Source organism: Proteus faecis (assembly GCF_003144395.1).
In the GTDB taxonomy this organism is placed as follows: domain Bacteria; phylum Pseudomonadota; class Gammaproteobacteria; order Enterobacterales; family Enterobacteriaceae; genus Proteus; species Proteus faecis.
The window spans coordinates 26913-43346 of record NZ_PENZ01000028.1 but is presented as its reverse complement, the minus strand read 5'-3'; the positions used below and the strand labels follow the sequence as shown (position 1 = coordinate 43346).

General features: G+C 35.0%; 14 protein-coding genes. 7 read left to right on the top strand and 7 right to left on the bottom strand.

The annotated features are described in order from the left end of the window. Nucleotides 1-67 precede the first annotated feature (67 nt). The 3 genes from DK858_RS07350 (at nt 68) to DK858_RS07340 (ending at nt 3225) form a co-directional block, all read left to right on the top strand. Nucleotides 68-925 (top strand): alpha/beta hydrolase, encoded by an 858-nt coding sequence (locus tag DK858_RS07350; RefSeq protein ID WP_228407226.1) that lies wholly within the window; start codon nt 68-70, stop codon nt 923-925. A 349-nt stretch (nt 926-1274) separates the two neighbouring features. Next, entirely contained in the window at nt 1275-2441 is a 1167-nt protein-coding gene (locus tag DK858_RS07345) for an MFS transporter (RefSeq protein WP_109396842.1), read from the top strand. A 205-nt stretch (nt 2442-2646) separates the two neighbouring features. Next, on the top strand, nt 2647-3225 hold the full coding sequence (locus DK858_RS07340; protein ID WP_109396841.1) for a DUF1287 domain-containing protein: 579 nt from the start codon (nt 2647-2649) through the stop codon (nt 3223-3225). Nucleotides 3226-3702: 477 nt separating this feature from the next. On the opposite strand, the gene DK858_RS07330 is transcribed toward DK858_RS07340, so the two are convergent. Both DK858_RS07330 and DK858_RS07325 read right to left on the bottom strand, forming a co-directional pair. After that, nucleotides 3703-4086 (bottom strand): YkgJ family cysteine cluster protein, encoded by a 384-nt coding sequence (locus tag DK858_RS07330; protein ID WP_109396980.1) that lies wholly within the window; start codon nt 4084-4086, stop codon nt 3703-3705. Between the two features lie 406 nt (nt 4087-4492). Continuing rightward, nucleotides 4493-4837 carry a DMT family protein gene (locus tag DK858_RS07325; protein ID WP_109396839.1) on the bottom strand — a complete coding sequence of 115 codons (345 nt, stop codon included), beginning with the start codon at nt 4835-4837 and terminating at the stop codon, nt 4493-4495. Nucleotides 4838-5286: 449 nt separating this feature from the next. Between DK858_RS07325 and umoC the strand changes: the two genes are divergently transcribed. Then, a complete protein-coding gene (umoC, locus tag DK858_RS07320) occupies nt 5287-5691 on the top strand; it encodes a lysozyme inhibitor LprI family protein (protein WP_109396838.1) in 405 nt (134 codons plus the stop codon). Between the two features lie 122 nt (nt 5692-5813). Here the strand turns inward: umoC and DK858_RS07315 are convergent, their stop codons facing one another. The 4 genes from DK858_RS07315 to DK858_RS07300 all read right to left on the bottom strand — a co-directional run bounded on the left by DK858_RS07315 (nt 5814) and on the right by DK858_RS07300 (nt 10320). Then, nucleotides 5814-6518 (bottom strand): LutC/YkgG family protein, encoded by a 705-nt coding sequence (locus DK858_RS07315; RefSeq protein WP_109396837.1) that lies wholly within the window; start codon nt 6516-6518, stop codon nt 5814-5816. Between the two features lies 1 nt (nt 6519). After that, the gene (locus tag DK858_RS07310) at nt 6520-7941 is read right to left on the bottom strand and encodes a LutB/LldF family L-lactate oxidation iron-sulfur protein (protein WP_075670932.1); all 1422 of its coding nucleotides are present in this window, start codon (nt 7939-7941) and stop codon (nt 6520-6522) included. 12 nt (nt 7942-7953) lie between these two features. Further along, on the bottom strand, nt 7954-8673 hold the full coding sequence (locus DK858_RS07305; RefSeq protein ID WP_099659343.1) for a (Fe-S)-binding protein: 720 nt from the start codon (nt 8671-8673) through the stop codon (nt 7954-7956). A gap of 120 nt (nt 8674-8793) precedes the next feature. Continuing rightward, nucleotides 8794-10320, bottom strand: coding sequence for an L-lactate permease (locus DK858_RS07300; RefSeq protein WP_109396836.1), 1527 nt, complete (start codon nt 10318-10320; stop codon nt 8794-8796). 2026 nt (nt 10321-12346) lie between these two features. Here DK858_RS07300 and DK858_RS07295 point away from each other — a divergent pair. The 3 genes from DK858_RS07295 (at nt 12347) to DK858_RS07285 (ending at nt 14676) form a co-directional block, all read left to right on the top strand. Next, nucleotides 12347-12637: a putative quinol monooxygenase gene (locus DK858_RS07295; protein WP_109396835.1), complete on the top strand. Its 291-nt coding sequence runs from the start codon at nt 12347-12349 to the stop codon at nt 12635-12637. Between the two features lie 199 nt (nt 12638-12836). Continuing rightward, a complete protein-coding gene (gene yafC, locus DK858_RS07290) occupies nt 12837-13736 on the top strand; it encodes a DNA-binding transcriptional regulator YafC (protein ID WP_109396834.1) in 900 nt (299 codons plus the stop codon). Between the two features lie 361 nt (nt 13737-14097). Beyond that, nucleotides 14098-14676, top strand: coding sequence for an NAD(P)H-dependent oxidoreductase (locus DK858_RS07285; protein ID WP_109396833.1), 579 nt, complete (start codon nt 14098-14100; stop codon nt 14674-14676). A gap of 94 nt (nt 14677-14770) precedes the next feature. Here DK858_RS07285 and DK858_RS07280 read toward each other — a convergent pair whose 3' ends face one another. After that, the gene (locus tag DK858_RS07280) at nt 14771-16321 is read right to left on the bottom strand and encodes a methyl-accepting chemotaxis protein (RefSeq protein WP_109396832.1); all 1551 of its coding nucleotides are present in this window, start codon (nt 16319-16321) and stop codon (nt 14771-14773) included. Nucleotides 16322-16434 lie beyond the last annotated feature (113 nt).

Below are 16434 nucleotides of genomic sequence, written 5' to 3'. Positions count from 1 at the left end.
TTTATTTTTTATGTCCCTTTATTATTTTAAGGTTTCATTTTTAAATTACCGACAGAGTATCTGATTTATGCGAATACTAATGTTATGTGGAATGATTATGTTATCTGCGATTGCTCAAGCTAGACCTAACCAAGAGGTTCCTGATATTGAGTCTCAGGCTCACTCTTTTTATCAAATTACAGATAAAGAAGTGGCATATGAAGGAAAACAATATCGCCTTTTTCTGGCGATCCCTAAAAACACCACAAAGACAGCATTAATTTATAGTGTTGATGGAAATGCTCAGTTCCCGTTGATGATAAACGAAGCTATAAAGCAGAAAAATAAACCGTTACCCGCAATTATCAGTGTAGGCTATGTGGGGGATAAAGCTTATTTTATTACAGAGAGAACGCATGACTATACGCCGAGTGTAAAAGGCGATGCATTTAGTCGAGGCGGAAATGCAGAGAATTTTTATCAATTCTTTTTAACGCAAGTAAGACCTTATGTGTTAGAGCAACTTGCTGAAGAAAAAATATCGATTACTCAGCAATCTCTGTTTGGTCACTCTTTTGGTGGTGTATTTACTCTCTATGTTTTATTCAATCATCCAGAAACATTTCAACATTATATTGCAGCAAGTCCATCATTATGGTGGGGGAAAGGTGAATGGGTAACAAAAGAGCAATGGCAAGCTATTCCTAATGATATTTCTATTACAATAACCTTAGGTGAAAAAGAAGAAAAACCAGACTTAAGCCGATTAAGTGAAGAGCAACAGAAAAATTATCAAGAGCGTAGTAGTTGGTTAACGCAACGTCAGTTATGTGAATATTTGTCAGAAGCAGGAAAAAAGTGTGAATTTTATCTGTTTGAAGGCAAAGGTCATGGTGGTTCAATTCCTGATGCGATTAATATTGCTTTAGAAAAGAGTGTTGAATAAACAACAGTATCTTCTTATTATTTCTATTTAATTGGGTACGTATTTACTTGCCACCATGTATGTAAAAATACTTATCTTTTAATAAAAATAAAGATCAGATTAGCGCTATTTATTTTGGCTAGAAAAGGCGATAATTACGATTGATATAAATAAAATTGTCTTCTGACATTAGATTTTATAATTTTATTTATCATCATTTAAACGTTATATTCGCGTCTCCTAATTTTAGGGACGCCATCCACTGTTTTCACCTTTGTTTCTTTTATCTTTCCTAGATAAAAGAACCGCCTCTATCTGGCATCGAGAAAACAGCGCATCATCAACCGTTTTGATTGTGGAGACGAGGGTAGTGAAACAGCACACTACTTTGGTACGCAAAGGCGACAGTACATTAGTACCTGTGGCTGGGTTAACGGTATTTGCTATTGCATCGGGCTATTTAATGAGTTTAATTCCGCTGTCTATGAGCAGTTTTGGAATGGATACACTCTATGCCAGTTGGTTAGCAAGTATTTATTTTATTGGATTGTTAATAGGTTCCGTCATGATAGAACCTATTATTGCAAGAATAGGGCATCGTCTTTCTTTCGTTGTATTTTTATTATTACTGGCAGTGACTGTCGGTGTGTTGCCTTTCATGCCTTATTTATCAGCATGGATAGTTTTCCGTTTTATTGGTGGTATGGCGGTCGCAGGTATATTTGTTGTTGTCGAGTCATGGCTATTAATTGGTGATAATCCTAAAGAGCGAGCTAAACGCTTAGGTTTTTATATGACCTCGCTTTATGGTGGCACGACATTAGGACAATTGGCAATTGGTGCAATTGGTACACAAGGCGCTATCCCGTTTATGGCGATATTAGTTTTGTTATTAATCGCCGTGTTACCGCCTCTGCTTTTTAAACAAGGGCAACCACAAGGACATGATCATAAAAGTTTGTCACTCAAGCAGATGAGTCGATTAAATAAAGCTGCTTTAGTGGGCTGTATGGTGTCTGGTGTTGTCATGGGCAGTATTTATGGCATGATGCCATTAGCTTTAAATCAAGGGCAATTTACAACAGACCAAATAGGTGTGTTGATGGCAGCAATTATTTTAGGTGGAATGGTGGTTCAGCCTATTATTAGCAAATTGTCTGTGATGATAAGCAAAACACTGTTATTAGCGATGATGTGTTTAGTGGGCGTTTTTGCCATGGGGCTGACTTATCTTTCTAGCGATTATATGGTGCTTATTATTGCACTAGCGCTATTGGGAATGTCTTCTTTTGCACTTTATCCTATCGCTATTACATTGGCGTGTGATCATGTGAATGCGAATTACATTGTCGCTATCACACAAGTGATGCTATTAAGTTATAGCATTGGCTCTGCTATTGGGCCTTTAGGGGCGGGGATGTTTATGGCTCAAGCCAATAATGGCATTATGAATTTTTTCTTTGTGGTGTTATTAGTGACGGCAATTTATATGCTTTTTGCAAGTTTACGCCGTAAAAGTCATATTGTGCTGAACTAAACTACTTTCTTTTACTTGTTCTCTTTCTTATTTTTTCTCTTATTTATCAGCCGAGCTTACCGTAAAGGTGGCTCGGCTTTTTATATCTATTATCAAAACGAATTAAGACTTCCCTTATGTTTTTATGTTGTGCTTTATCAGTATAAACAGATAACGCAACTTCTTTCTTAAATAATGGATTTAATGTTTTCATGGAGAACATACAGTGAAAATTAGCGTATTACTCTTACTCATTATTCCTCTTTCAAGTGCACAAGCGATAACTTCAGAACAAAATAAAAAGCTGGTGGAGTATGCAGCTAACTTACCAAGAGCCGTATTTTATGATTCTGATTATCGTAAAATAGATTACCCAATGGGGGACGTACCTGATTATAAAGGAGTATGTAGTGATGTGATCATTCGTAGTTATCGTGGGATTGATATTGATTTACAAAAACTATTGCATGAAGACATTAAAGCACATTTTTCGGCTTACCCAAGTAAACGAATGTGGGGATTGAATAAGCCTGATACGAACATTGATCATCGTAGAGTTCCCAATTTAGAAGTCTTTTTTACACGAAAAGGAAAAGTAAAGCCGATTACAAAAAATGCAGAAGATTATGTACCAGGCGATATTATTAGTTGGCGCCTAGATAATGTGCGGCCTCATATTGGTATTGTAGTAAATAAGAAAAGCTGGGATAACCAACGCTATCTAGTTATGCATAATATTGGATTTGGGCAAGTTGCCGAGGATGTCTTATTTTCATGGAGAATAACCGGACACTTTACCTACTAAATAGGTAAGCAAGGAAAATTTGAGATGTTTAGTTTTTTATAAAAAATAGAATAAAAATAACAACAGTAAAAACAAATATAAAAATTAAACAATAAGAAAAATAATGCCCATACTAATTTTATGTAAAGTATGGGCATTATTTCTGGGAAAGAATATTCTCATCAGAAATATTCATAATTATTCCTCTAAGCCACCGAGTAACATACTAACGACAGCAGTAGAACAGATAAAAGAAAGGAAAAGGATAAAAAAAGAGCTACTGATCATAATACCCCCCAATTTTGTTACTTTTTTTAAATAAAAAACCTCACTAAATAAGAGTTATTAGTTAATTACCTTATATACTAGGTTATTTAAAAATAAAGTCAAACTAACGTGTTATTTAATAATGCTTTTTTGTTCTATTATTTTATTTTTTATAAAAATGCATATTGGATGGTATTGAATGATCAGGAGGGGATTAACCCCTCTGATGTCTTACGCGGTGTGAGGCAATGTGATATGAGTTAATGGTGGTAAACCATAAGCAGCTCTCGCACGATCGCAAGCTTCATTATGGATGCCATTTACCCAAGATTGTTGGAACTCACGGCAAGGAGAAGGGCGTTGTTCGTAGATAGAACAGCTGACACACTCTCCCACCTCACCAATCAGTTTGTCACAGCGTGGTTTTTTAGAGTTTGTTCCTTTCATGCAAGAGAGAAAAGGTGTTAACGGCTCTGTTAATTCATCAGGAACCACACCTCCACCACTTACCATTTCAGCCCAATAGAATGAAACTCTAAAATAGGCGCAACAAGCACCACAATGCATACAGGGATTATCCTGCATATAAATAAAATCGTTAGAATGTTTGCTCATACCAGATACCATTTTATCTGACGTTAAAGTGACAAAACGCACCTTTTAAGTGTGCGGTAGTTTAAGAGAGGCAAAAAAAGACAGAGAAACGATGCTTCTCTTAGAGCAATCATTATGCGCTGAATGAAAAATATTTTTCAAGAGAAATGTTTCTATATATAGAAGATATTTATTACAAAACAGACTATTGTTTTGGAAAAACCATCTAAATAGACTATATAACTTAATGGTAAGTGATGGTGTTATTTTATCCTCCATAAAAGCCACACTATAAATAGTATTAAAAGTAATCAAAAAGTTAAGTTTCGAATAAAAAAGCCTTATCAGTTTTTGATAAGGCGATAATAAAATAAGCGTAGAAAATGTGCTGAAAAAATGAGCTAACAATATCTATTACTCGGTTTTTCTAAAAAGGTCCTTTAAAGATAAATAAAGCGCCTGCACCAATTAAAAGAAAACCAATAAAGTGATTTAATGTAAAATTTTCTCCTAAATAAGTGACAGAAAAAATAGCGAAAATAGTTAAAGTAATCACTTCTTGTATGGTTTTTAATTCTGCCGCACTGTAGTAATTATGACCAATGCGATTTGCAGGTACAGCAAAACAGTATTCAACAAAGGCAATCAACCAGCTTAAAACAATGACAACAATAAGGGGTTTATTGCCATATTTTAGGTGTCCATACCAAGCAAATGTCATAAAAACGTTGGAAATTATGAGAAGAATAATGGGGGTGAATTTATAAAGCATATTGGTGATACCACTGGTCGTTTTTAGGTAAAAATTGCCAATAAGAGTGGTATGAGATTACTGCAAAAAAAGTGGATTTTCTATTGCTATACTAAGAAAAAAATAGTGAAAATTGAAATAGCAGATTTTTTCAGTATAAGAAAATTTGTTATTTTTTCAGTGAAAAGCAAAGTTAAAGCAGTAAATGGCTATTTTTTAAATTATTGATTGGTTTTTAATCTATCAATTGTATGTTAAATAATATTTATTTAATAAAGAATAAAAAACAGGTTTAAATTTAAAAGACATTAATAATGTTTTTTTATTATTACTTGATTGGCGTTTAAAGTTATCGGGTAATATGCGATATATCTTAAAATCAAGCTGTTCGCACGAATAGATGTGATACTGGCTATTTTATACATTATGTTGAGCATAAATTTTATTATAAATATCTATAAGGAGTTCGTGTGAAGATAAGTTTATTTATGATCTTTTGTAGCTTACTGACAGTTAGTTTTTTTTCTTCGGCACAAAACAAATACGATCCTTTAGCAAAATGTTATGAAGTGACTGCGAACGAGCCGAGAACAGCAGTGCAAGCTTGTTTATTGGATGAGTTAAAACTGGCAGAACAGCAAATGAATGTCATTTATGACAAAAGTAAGAGTGATCTTGAAGATAGTGATTCTGTTGCAGCGAAAAGTGCTATCGATGCATTAGCGAGTTCTCAACAGCATTTTATTCAATTTAGAAGCGCTGAGTGCCAACGACAATCCGCATTATTAATGGGGGGAACGGGGGCAGGAGATGTTTTACTCGCATGTGAAATAAAATTGAATCAATGGAGAGCAAAAACTTTATTGAATAATTAATTGGTAAATTATAGAGAAAACCCAAAAGCCATTAACTTATCTTTTGGGTTTGATTTAGGAGTCAATGATTGACTCAGACTGTTAGTTATTTTGTTATCGTTTTAACGTTATTTTATCTTGAATTAGCAATCTTCAATAATTAAATAAGCCGCATGAACAGGGCCATGAACCCCCCACACTTTAATCAACTCAATATCAGCAGTAGAACTTGCACCACCAATTAAATTGATACAAGACGGCATTCTCACACCTTCTTGAGCCATTTTATGCAAACGCTCAGCAATTTGAGCCACACGAGGCAAAATATCGCTTTTACGTAGGATAACAATTGAGGTTTCGGGTAGTAAGCTAACGGCACGTCCTTTTTCTGGAGACGAAAATAAAACAATCCCACCAGATTCAGTTAAGCCCGCTTCAGCAAAAACAATCCCGATTTGAGAGCGTTCAGCATAAACGATATTTTCACGTCCAAGTGCAGGATCCCAAATATAAGTTTCGTATTTTTCGCTAACCGCTTTTGTGATACCAAGTGCATCTAAACGCTCATCACCACTTATTACCACTGAGCCTTTACAATCATAACTTTCACAGAGCTCAATTAGGCTATTAATAACTTCATCAGGTTTGCTAACAACACATTTCACCATTTGAGTCTGTGCAAAGTCAGTAAACTCTTTGCACAGTTCATCTTGAGTCAAATTAGTTAACCGTGTTTTCGCTAAATCGTTTACCGGTGTAGGTTGTGGCTGTGGTTTATGAGCGATAGGACGCCCTAATTTTTCAGCAATAGTTTGCAGAAATTCATTACGGTTTTGTTCGTTTAACATATTATTTTTTTCCTTCTGCTTTATGGCGTTTAAACCAACTACGGAAGCTATAACCATCCGGTTTAGGGAGATCACGCGATTCCATCCAATCGTTAAGAACACTGATTTTGATTGGTGTAGAACCATTTTTGATCATTAACCCTGCCATTTTCGCACCAACATTCATACCCACTTTCCAAAGAGCAGGGTGTGAATTGAGGTAGTTAAACATACCGGTGACTCGACGTTCAGCTTTTGGTGTAAGGCCTGTTTCTGCCATCACACGGCGATGTTTTAAAATGAGTTGTGCTAAAGGAATTTTAACTGGGCAAACCACATTACAAGCGTTACATAATGAACATGCATAAGGGAGATCGTGGAAATCTTTATAACCCCCTAATAGCGGGGAAATTACAGCACCAATTGGACCCGGATAAATTGAGCCATAGGCATGACCACCAATATTACGATAGGCTGGACATGTATTGAGACAAGCACCACAACGAATACAACGTAAAATATCTTTAAATTGTGAGCCTAAAATTTCAGAACGACCATTGTCCACAATCACTAAATGGAATTCTTCAGGACCATCAACATTGCCTGCTTCACGAGGACCTGTTACCCAAGTGTTATAACTGGTTAAACGTGAGCCAACAGCACTACGACATAACATGGTTATCAACGGATCAACTTCTTCAAAGGTGGGAGCCACACGTTCCATACCCATAACTGCTATATGGGTTTTAGGTAATGTAGTGGTCATCCTTGCATTACCTTCATTGGTGACTAAACAGACAGTACCTGTTTCAGCCACGGCAAAGTTACAGCCGGTGACACCAATATCAGCAGAAAGGAAATCTTGTCTTATACGTTGTCTAATGAAAAGCGTCATATCTTCTGGCGTTTCACTGCCTTCATAATTGAGTTTTTCATTTAAGACTTTGCGAATTTGATAGCGATCTTTGTGGATCGCTGGAACCACGATATGAGACGGTGGATCGTTATCTAATTGAAGAATATATTCACCAAGGTCAGTTTCGATGATCTCAATGCCTTCATTTTGTAAGGCTTTATTCATCCCAATTTCTTCGGTGACCATTGATTTAGATTTTACAATCTTCTTCGCGTTTTTCTTTTTGGCAACTTCACAAATATAACGAGAGGCATCTTCTGCTGTTTTAGCAAAATAAACATGGCCTCCGTTTTCAGTCACTTTTTCGGATAATTGATAGAGATAAGCATCTAAATTTTCAAGCACATGGTTACGGATTTGTTCTGCGCGATCACGCCACTCTTCCCAATTACCGAGCTCCTTCACCATGATTTGACGGTTAGCCCCAATACGTTCTTGCGCCATAACAACCGCATTACGCATGATTGTGTCTTTCATTTCATGTTCGAGGCGAGGTCTGAAATCTATATCACTGGTTTTGATAGACATAAGCAAGCTCCCTTATTGACTCATTAAAACTTGTGCAATATGCAACACTTTTACCGGACGTTTTTCACGACTTAAACGACCTTGAATGTTGATTAAGCAACTTGTATCGGCACCAATGACATAATCAGGGCTCACATCCATGATATGTTTTACTTTTTCGGTCACCATCTCACCTGAAATTTCAGACATCTTCACGGAGAATGTTCCACCAAAGCCACAGCAGGTTTCTGAGTTTGCAAATGGCAACATTTCAAGACCTTCAACATGTTTTAACAACGTTAAAGGCTCACTTACGACACCTAATTTTCGAGTTAAACTGCAAGATGGGTGATAAACCGCTTTACCTGGCAGACGAGCGCCAACATCAACAACACCAAGCGTATTAACAATAAAGCTGGTTAAATCAATCAGGCGATCGGCAACACCTTGCGCCCGTAATGCCCATTGAGGCTCATCAGCAAGATAAGTTGGATAGCCTTTAATGGCATAAGTACAGGAGCCTGCGGGTGAAATAATGGGATAGTCGTTCACTTCCAATGTTTCAATTAACGATTTCATGGCAGGTTTTGCGTTATTTACATAACCGCTATTAAGCGCTGGCTGACCACAGCAACCTTGGCGTTCTTGAAATAAGACTTCGCAGCCTAATTTTTCAAGTAACAGGACGGTGTCTCGAGCTGAATCTGCTTTCAGCACATCACCAAGACAGGTCGCATAAAAATTAACTTTCATTAATCGAACTCCAAAAACATCGCTCAGATGTTGTCATTTTTACTAAAGATAAAATTCTTTTATTGCTTCGTTATAAGAGGAGAAGGGAGCGGGGTGAACACACTCCCTTTTCCTTATTAATTAGTTCATTAGATGATAAATAATGCCGATCTTCGCCCCAAGAATAATGATATAGGCGATACAGTATTTTAAGGTTTCACGCATGATGGCACTGCTTTGACCATCCATTTTGGTCGCTGAAACAGCAATGGCGATACTTTGTGGTGAAATCATTTTACCGCCCGTTGCACCAGAGGTATTGGCTGCTGCCAGAATAAATGGATCGATATTGAGTTTGGCTGCTGCACTGGTTTGTAACTTACCAAACAGTACGTTAGAGTTGGTGTCACTACCGGTTACGAAGGTTCCCAACGCACCGATTACTGGCGCAATAAAGATAAATCCTGCACCTGTGAAATCGACTAAGGTTTCGGCGATACTGCCAATCATGCCACTGAAATCCATGACCGTTGCCATCGCTACAATTGCTGTGATGGCAATAATCGAGTTTTTCAGTTGGATCGTTGTCTTAACCAGAACAGAGATAAGTGTTGAAACACTTGCACCTTGAATGGTGCCCCCTACAAAGCTGGCGAGAATAATTAATACACCCGGAGTACTTAACCAAGCAATGGTTTGATATTCCGTTTGTGTTTCACTTAATACAAATGGGATCTTTGTGGATATTGAACCTGCCATGCTTTGAAGCGTAGGGAATAAAGGTGAGCACGCTAAAATAAAAATAAAGGTAAACAGATAAATAGAACTTGCTACTAACAACTCTTTACCCGTGTGCTTTTTGATATTTTTTTGTTTATCACCGCCGTTTTTCATGCGTTTAGCAAGGAAAATAACCACAATTAAGCTGACTAAGCTACCTGCAAACGCCGGTAATTCAGCACCTAAATTAGCAGCAACGATATATTGAGGGATCAGTGTACTGATACCACACATTAAGGTAATAAATCCGACACCTTTAATCGCTTTAATTCCGCCACCAGCAATAGCAACGATGACAAAAGGCAAGACGATATTAAATAATCCCAACTGAATAATAATTGTTTTACTCAGCACTAATACATCAAGCCCAGTGTTTTGTGCCAAAATTGAAACTGGGATACCGACCGCACCAAAAGCTGTAGGAACAGTATTAGCAACTAAAGAGGCAACAGCTGCTTTAAAAGGATCAAATCCAAGTGCAATTAAAATACCGATAGGAATGGCAACCGCAGTACCATAACCCGCAACTGCTTCAAGGAAGCCACCAAAACACCATGAGATAAGCAGAACTTGAACGCGTTTATCATCACTTATACCCGCAAGTACATCCTTAAGTACATCCATGCCACCTGTTTTTAGCATTAAGTTATAACTATAAATAGCCGCAAGAATGACTATGATAATTGGCCATAATCCTTTCACTGCACCATAAAGGACAGAGACTGACGCAAATTGAATGGTGTTGTTCCAATGGAAAATAGCCAGCGCAACAGTTATCACTAAAGACACGAGCACGGCATGGTGAACGGCTGATTTCATTTTTAAGATCATAAAAATCAAAACCGCTAAAGGCACAATGCCTAATAAGAATGATAGATAGTCGGACATGATTATTTTTATCCTTAAGTTTGCAATTTTTATCGTTTATAACTGCGTTGGCAAACCTATAAATTGGTCATCATATAATTGTGTAGGGTACTAGGTTTTATTAATGCTCTACTTTGCTGAAACGATAAATCATAAATAAAAAAAGATAGTTACTAACCTAAACAATGAAAAACATTATCACTTAGGAAATTGTTAGGTTAGATTGGTTGGCTATTGTAGGGAATATTTATTGAGATGTAATAGAATAAAATCAATTGTGTGACAAATATAAAAAAATTCCTTTTTTCTCATTATTTGCTTGTTAGTTGTCTTGTTTTTTGATGTTCATCAATGTAATTGGATTGCTAATGTTGTTATCAAATTGGTTTTTGATGAAAAAAAGAACGATATTGATGGTTTTAGCTATGTAATAAAAAGATGAATTTAAGTCTAAAATGCTCTTTTTTAGGATAGGAATGGCTATCTATGTTGCAAATAATCATAAATTAAATTAATGTATTGTTTGTGAGGACTATTTTATTAACAAATAGCTTTAATGTTATATATTTTAATTTTTTATTATTATAAGTTTTTATTTTTTTATTATTTAAATTTTCGTTAATTTTATTTTTCAATGGTTGCTTTTATTGTTGTATTTATTTTTTTTTGGGGGGGGGCTTATTTTTTTTATTTTTATTTTTATTTTTATTTTGTTTTTTTATATTGATTATTTTCTTTACATTGTTTTTATTTCTTTTTTGTTGTTTTTTGTTTTTAAATTACGATGTTTTTTTATTCTAATTATAGAAATTTTTGTTTTATTGTAAGAATATAATTTATTATGGTTTGTTTTTTCTTTTTTTTAAATTTAACAATGTTAATTATACAAAAATAATATTTTTATATTAACTGTTTAAGTCGATGTTAATATGATTTCCTCATCAATGATTGACTTCTTTTTGTCTCTTAACGCGCACAACCACTGGTTTTGATGTTGGGTTTAATTGTAATACAAATCATGAAGATAATGGAGGGTTGAAGAGTGAAATAAATATAAAATGAGAATGGTTCTTCCTAATTGTTTTCAGTTAAAGATATGTTTAAAGTGATCTTGATCGTATTGGCAAAAGTAAAAAGTTTATTTTTCTTATTTTTTATGACTGAAAAAGCATAAAAAAAATCCTATATAATAAGAGAAAAATATTTATTTAATCGTTTTTCTATACATTATTTGAAGTGTTTAAGTTAACTGTTATAGAGCAAAGATAAGATATGAAATATTTTTGATGTAATATCTCATTTTTAGATGAGATATTCATTTTACCCAGAAAATTGTCATACAAATATTGAAAGTAAAAAAATGATTGAAAAGTAAGTTTGCAGATAATTATTCTTGTTTTAACTACGTAATAATTTCTCGCGAAATGTTTTCTTTAGCGTGAGAGAGGGGGGAAAGGATATTTTTTAGCGCTATAAGCTTCTCTTACAATAAGTGACATTATCTTGAGATTATTATGGAAGTATTAATAGTGAAAAGATTATTCTCATCATTAAATAGCCCTATTTTGATAACAGAGACCAGTGATTATGTTAGCGATGTTTTAGGATTTAACATTTGACGCTATCCATCACCGTCAAAATAACTTTGCAAATACAAACAGTTTGTCTGATATTGGTAAAATTGTTTACATTTCATTGGCGATGTTGTTACACATAAAAAAAAAGAACAAAAGTGTGAACTAGGTTGTTTTTTTCATTGGGGTGAATGCGCATTAATGTATAAATCGAATGCCATTATAGAAGCTATGGCAATCACACCCGTGACAGAGTAGGGATTATTTGTTTACCACTTTGATTGAAAAATTTTACTTAGAGATAACGGTTAATCACCATTTCCTTGAGGCAAATCCAGTTGCTCCACTGCAAAATACTTTTGCTTAAATGTGAAGAATTGGAATGAAGAATGAGATAAGAATTGTGTTAGAGTAATTTGAGTTTATGAAGCAATGTACTTAACAATCTCATAGCCGAGCGATAGGATTTTTATATGAACAATATCAGATTAATAGCCACTATTGTGGCAAAAGAAAATCATGAGAGTGATGTATTGTCTGCTTGTCGGGCGATGATAAAGCCAAGTCATCAAGACGAAGGTTGTATCCAGTATGAACTTCATAAGGATACGACTCAACCAAGAACCTTTATTTTCTTTGAAATATGGGAAAACCAAAGTGCCATTGATAAACATAATGAAACGGCACATATGAAAGCATTTATCGAAAATTTAAAGGATAAAACTGATTCACTAGAGATTAAATTTATTGAGAAATTAGCTTAATGCTATTTTTTCCACAGTGAGTTAAGCAGGTATCTCATTAAGGGTTATCTGCTTATTTTTTGGGATATATACATTGCTTATAGTGGGTTATGGCTAATAACTTATTATACCTCTCTATTATTAACTTAATTGCAATAATAAAAAGATACTCGTATTCTTAAATTTCAGTACGTTACTTAATACTACCGAGGTTTATGATATGAAAGCAACATCAGAAGAAGCGAGAGTATTTGTTGAAGTTGTTGAGCATAAAAGTTTTACAAAAGCTGCAGATAAACTGAATCTCGCTAATTCAGCGGTAAGTCGTACTGTAAAAAAATTAGAAGATAAATTAGGCGTTAATTTGCTGAATAGAACAACTCGCCAAATTGATCTTACTGCAGAAGGTGAACTTTATTTTCAGCGGATGAAAGTGATATTGCAAGAGATGCAAGCTGCTGAAAATGAGTTATATGGTACACAACGTTCCCCTAAAGGCTTATTGCGTATTGACGCTGCTACACCTGTGGTATTGCATCTTTTGATCCCTTTTATTTCTGTTTTTCGCCAACAATATCCTGATATTACTTTGTCATTAGTCTCTTCTGAAACCTTTGTTAATTTAATTGAGCGTAAAGTGGATGTGGCTATACGAGTCGGTCATTTAACCGATTCAAGTTTACGTGCTCGTCCTTTATTTAATAGCCATCGTAAAATTATTGCTTCGCCAAAATATATTGAGCGAAAAGGATTTCCGACAACAGCGCAAATGTTGAGTGAGCATACTTGTTTAACATTTACTGAGCCAGTTTCATTAAATACATGGCCTTTAGAAATCGAAAAAAATGTATTCATTACGGTAACGGAAGGGATATCTGCAAACAGTGGCGAAACATTAAGGCAGCTATGTATGAGTGGTGAAGGAATTGCTTGTTTATCTGATTTTATGGTGAATAAAGATATTCAAGAAGGCAAACTAGTTGAGCTATTTAGCGATAAAATACAATCTATACCATTACCTTTTCATGCTGTTTATTATAGTGATCGCGTAGTGAGCCAGCGCATTCGCGTTTTTATTGATAGTTTAACTCAATATCTATCAGACACATTAAAGCTGTAACTTTTAGCACATTGATGTGCTTAATTTCTTACAACTTATCTTAAGGTAATAAATAGTAATACAATCCTATCTGGCTAGAAGGTCGTCCTATTAATGTTATAACAGCCAGTCATTTAAAAAAATAGTCTGAGAAACAATAGACTTTTGCCTAAAAAGCAATAATCGTTATAATTAATACACCTAATCGTAAAAGTGATTATTTGTGGTTTTTTATATTTTATATAGCTTATTTTGAGTTTAAATAAAGATTATAACTCTGCTTTTTATTTGTTTTTGGTTTTTATTGTCGTGTGCGAACTTATTTGTTTCCTGTTAGATTAACTCCATTAGACGTATCGCAAGAAAAAATTTAGGAGTTAACATGAACATTTTACTGATTAATGGTGGTCAAAACTTTGGTCATTCTGCCGGTCAATTAAACCGCACATTGCATGATGTTGCTACTGAACATTTAGTCACATTAGGTCATCGTGTTAAAGAGACTCAAATAGAAGAAGGCTATGATATTGATGATGAAATAGATAAATTTCTATGGGCTGACACTATTATTTATCAAATGCCTGGCTGGTGGATGATGATGCCATGGAAAGTAAAAAAATATATGGATGATGTGTATACATTTGGTCATGGCAAGTTATATGAGAATGATGGTCGTACTCGTCGTGATCCTAAAAAGCAATACGGCACAGGTGGGCTATTACAAGGTAAAAAATACATGCTCTCCGTAACGTGGAACGCTCCTGTTGAAGCCTTTAATGAATTTGGCAATTTCTTTGATGGTAGAGGTGTTGATGGTGTTTATTTTGCTTTTCACAAATCACAACAATTTTTAGGGTTATCTCAATTACCAACTTTTATGGTTAATGACGTTATTAAAGAGCCAAAAGTTGATAATGATATTGCTGAATATAAAGCACATTTAACTCACGTTTTTGGTTGATATAAGCGGTTATTCTTTCATCTAAATATGTTTTCAAGGTCACGACAATTTTCACTGAGTGACCTTGAACAACACTATCAAATACAATAACGAATTAGATGCACTTAATCTGAAAGTAATTAACAAGTTTAGTTAGATTTAAGGCTTGGTCGTTAAGAGAATTTGCGGCAGCGACAGATTCTTCAACTAATCCTGCATTCTGTTGCGTTGTCGAATCAAGCTGACTTATAGCATTATTGATTTGTGATATACCATCGCTTTGCTCGTTACTTGCCTGCCCAATTTCTCGTAATAATGCGCTGATTTCTTCAACATCGGTGATCATTTTTTGGATTTGTGAGTCGGCTTGCTCAACTAATTCCATTCCTTCTTGTGTTTGAGTTGATGAGTTATCAATAAGAGCACGTATATCATTAGCGGAATCTGCGCTCTTTTGTGCCAGTAGTCTGACCTCTCCAGCAACAACTGCAAAACCCTTACCATGTTCACCTGCTCTAGCAGCTTCAACAGCAGCATTTAGTGCAAGAATATTAGTTTGGAATGCAATGGCATCAATTAAGTTAATAATATCGGTCATTTGAGATGATGAGCTATTAATTGCTCTCATTTTTTCAGTTAGCTGAAGCATCATTTTGCCATTATGGTGTACAGCGACTTCAGTTTTTTCAGCAACATTAATTGCATTATGAGTATGATCTGTTGTGTTTTTAACGGTTGACGTCATTTGCTCCATTGAGCTTGCGGTTTCTTCTACTGATGTTGCTTGTTCTTCTGTCCTTGCCGCTAAATTTTGGCTACCCGCAGTAATTTGCTCTGCTGCCGAGGAAATATTTTCAGCACCGTTTTGTACATTTTGCACAACCTCTAATAGGCGCATTTTCATTTCAGCAAGGGCTTGTAATAGTATCCCTACTTCATCATGATAATCAGTATTCACTTCTTGTGTTAAATCACCATTTGCGATGGCTTTTGCAAAATTTATTGCCTTTTCTAATGGGAGAGTAATGCCTCTAGTAATAAACCATCCTAAAATGCTACCCACAATAATACTGACAAGAGTTAATAATATTAAAAATATTCTTTTCTCAATAAAATCACGTTCAACAGCGTCACCTGCCTCCTCCATTTTTTGATTTTGTAATTCGATAAACTCTAATATTTTATCGCGATATTTTAATTGGATAGCAGAGGTTTTTGTGATCAGTTCATTGACTGCAGCGTGTCTGTTATTTTCATTAAATGCCTTTACTACAAAGTTTTGAGAAGTTATATATTGCTGACGAATGTCATAAACCTCAGCTAAGATTTTTTTTGACTCAGCATCGTGTGTGGATTCGTCTAACTCTTTCAGCAATTGCGCAACTTTAGCGGTGATCTCTGCTTTCTTGCTCTCTTGTTCACTCGCTAAACTTCCTTGCTCATCAAGCATAGTGAGTTGCTGAAATATAATAAACTCATTGAAATTATTAATCAGTAAATTGGCTTTGACTGTGGTTGGATAGATATCATCAACGACATCATGAATATCTTGATTCGCACTATTTAAACCCATTAGTGCGAAACTGGAACCCAACATAATTAACATCACAAAAATTGTAAATGCGATGGTTAATTTTGTACGAATTTTAAAGTTTTTAAAGAACATGCTTAACCCTGGATAAATAATAATTAATAAGTATTGATAACTTATTGAAGAACAAACAGTATCGGTAACTAGTGGCAGAACTTTAGCCATTAAACTAAGTAAAGGGAGATAAA

What these genes read in the sequence shown, in the direction of transcription:
- DK858_RS07350 (WP_228407226.1), top strand. Translation starts at nt 68, where the DNA reads ATGCGAATACTAATGTTATGTGGAATGATTATGTTATCTGCGATTGCT.
- DK858_RS07330 (WP_109396980.1), bottom strand. Translation starts at nt 4,086, where the DNA reads ATGAGCAAACATTCTAACGATTTTATTTATATGCAGGATAATCCCTGT.
- DK858_RS07325 (WP_109396839.1), bottom strand. Translation starts at nt 4,837, where the DNA reads ATGCTTTATAAATTCACCCCCATTATTCTTCTCATAATTTCCAACGTT.
- DK858_RS07315 (WP_109396837.1), bottom strand. Translation starts at nt 6,518, where the DNA reads ATGTTAAACGAACAAAACCGTAATGAATTTCTGCAAACTATTGCTGAA.
- DK858_RS07310 (WP_075670932.1), bottom strand. Translation starts at nt 7,941, where the DNA reads ATGTCTATCAAAACCAGTGATATAGATTTCAGACCTCGCCTCGAACAT.
- DK858_RS07305 (WP_099659343.1), bottom strand. Translation starts at nt 8,673, where the DNA reads ATGAAAGTTAATTTTTATGCGACCTGTCTTGGTGATGTGCTGAAAGCA.
- DK858_RS07300 (WP_109396836.1), bottom strand. Translation starts at nt 10,320, where the DNA reads ATGTCCGACTATCTATCATTCTTATTAGGCATTGTGCCTTTAGCGGTT.
- DK858_RS07295 (WP_109396835.1), top strand. Translation starts at nt 12,347, where the DNA reads ATGAACAATATCAGATTAATAGCCACTATTGTGGCAAAAGAAAATCAT.
- yafC (WP_109396834.1), top strand. Translation starts at nt 12,837, where the DNA reads ATGAAAGCAACATCAGAAGAAGCGAGAGTATTTGTTGAAGTTGTTGAG.
- DK858_RS07285 (WP_109396833.1), top strand. Translation starts at nt 14,098, where the DNA reads ATGAACATTTTACTGATTAATGGTGGTCAAAACTTTGGTCATTCTGCC.
- DK858_RS07280 (WP_109396832.1), bottom strand. Translation starts at nt 16,321, where the DNA reads ATGTTCTTTAAAAACTTTAAAATTCGTACAAAATTAACCATCGCATTT.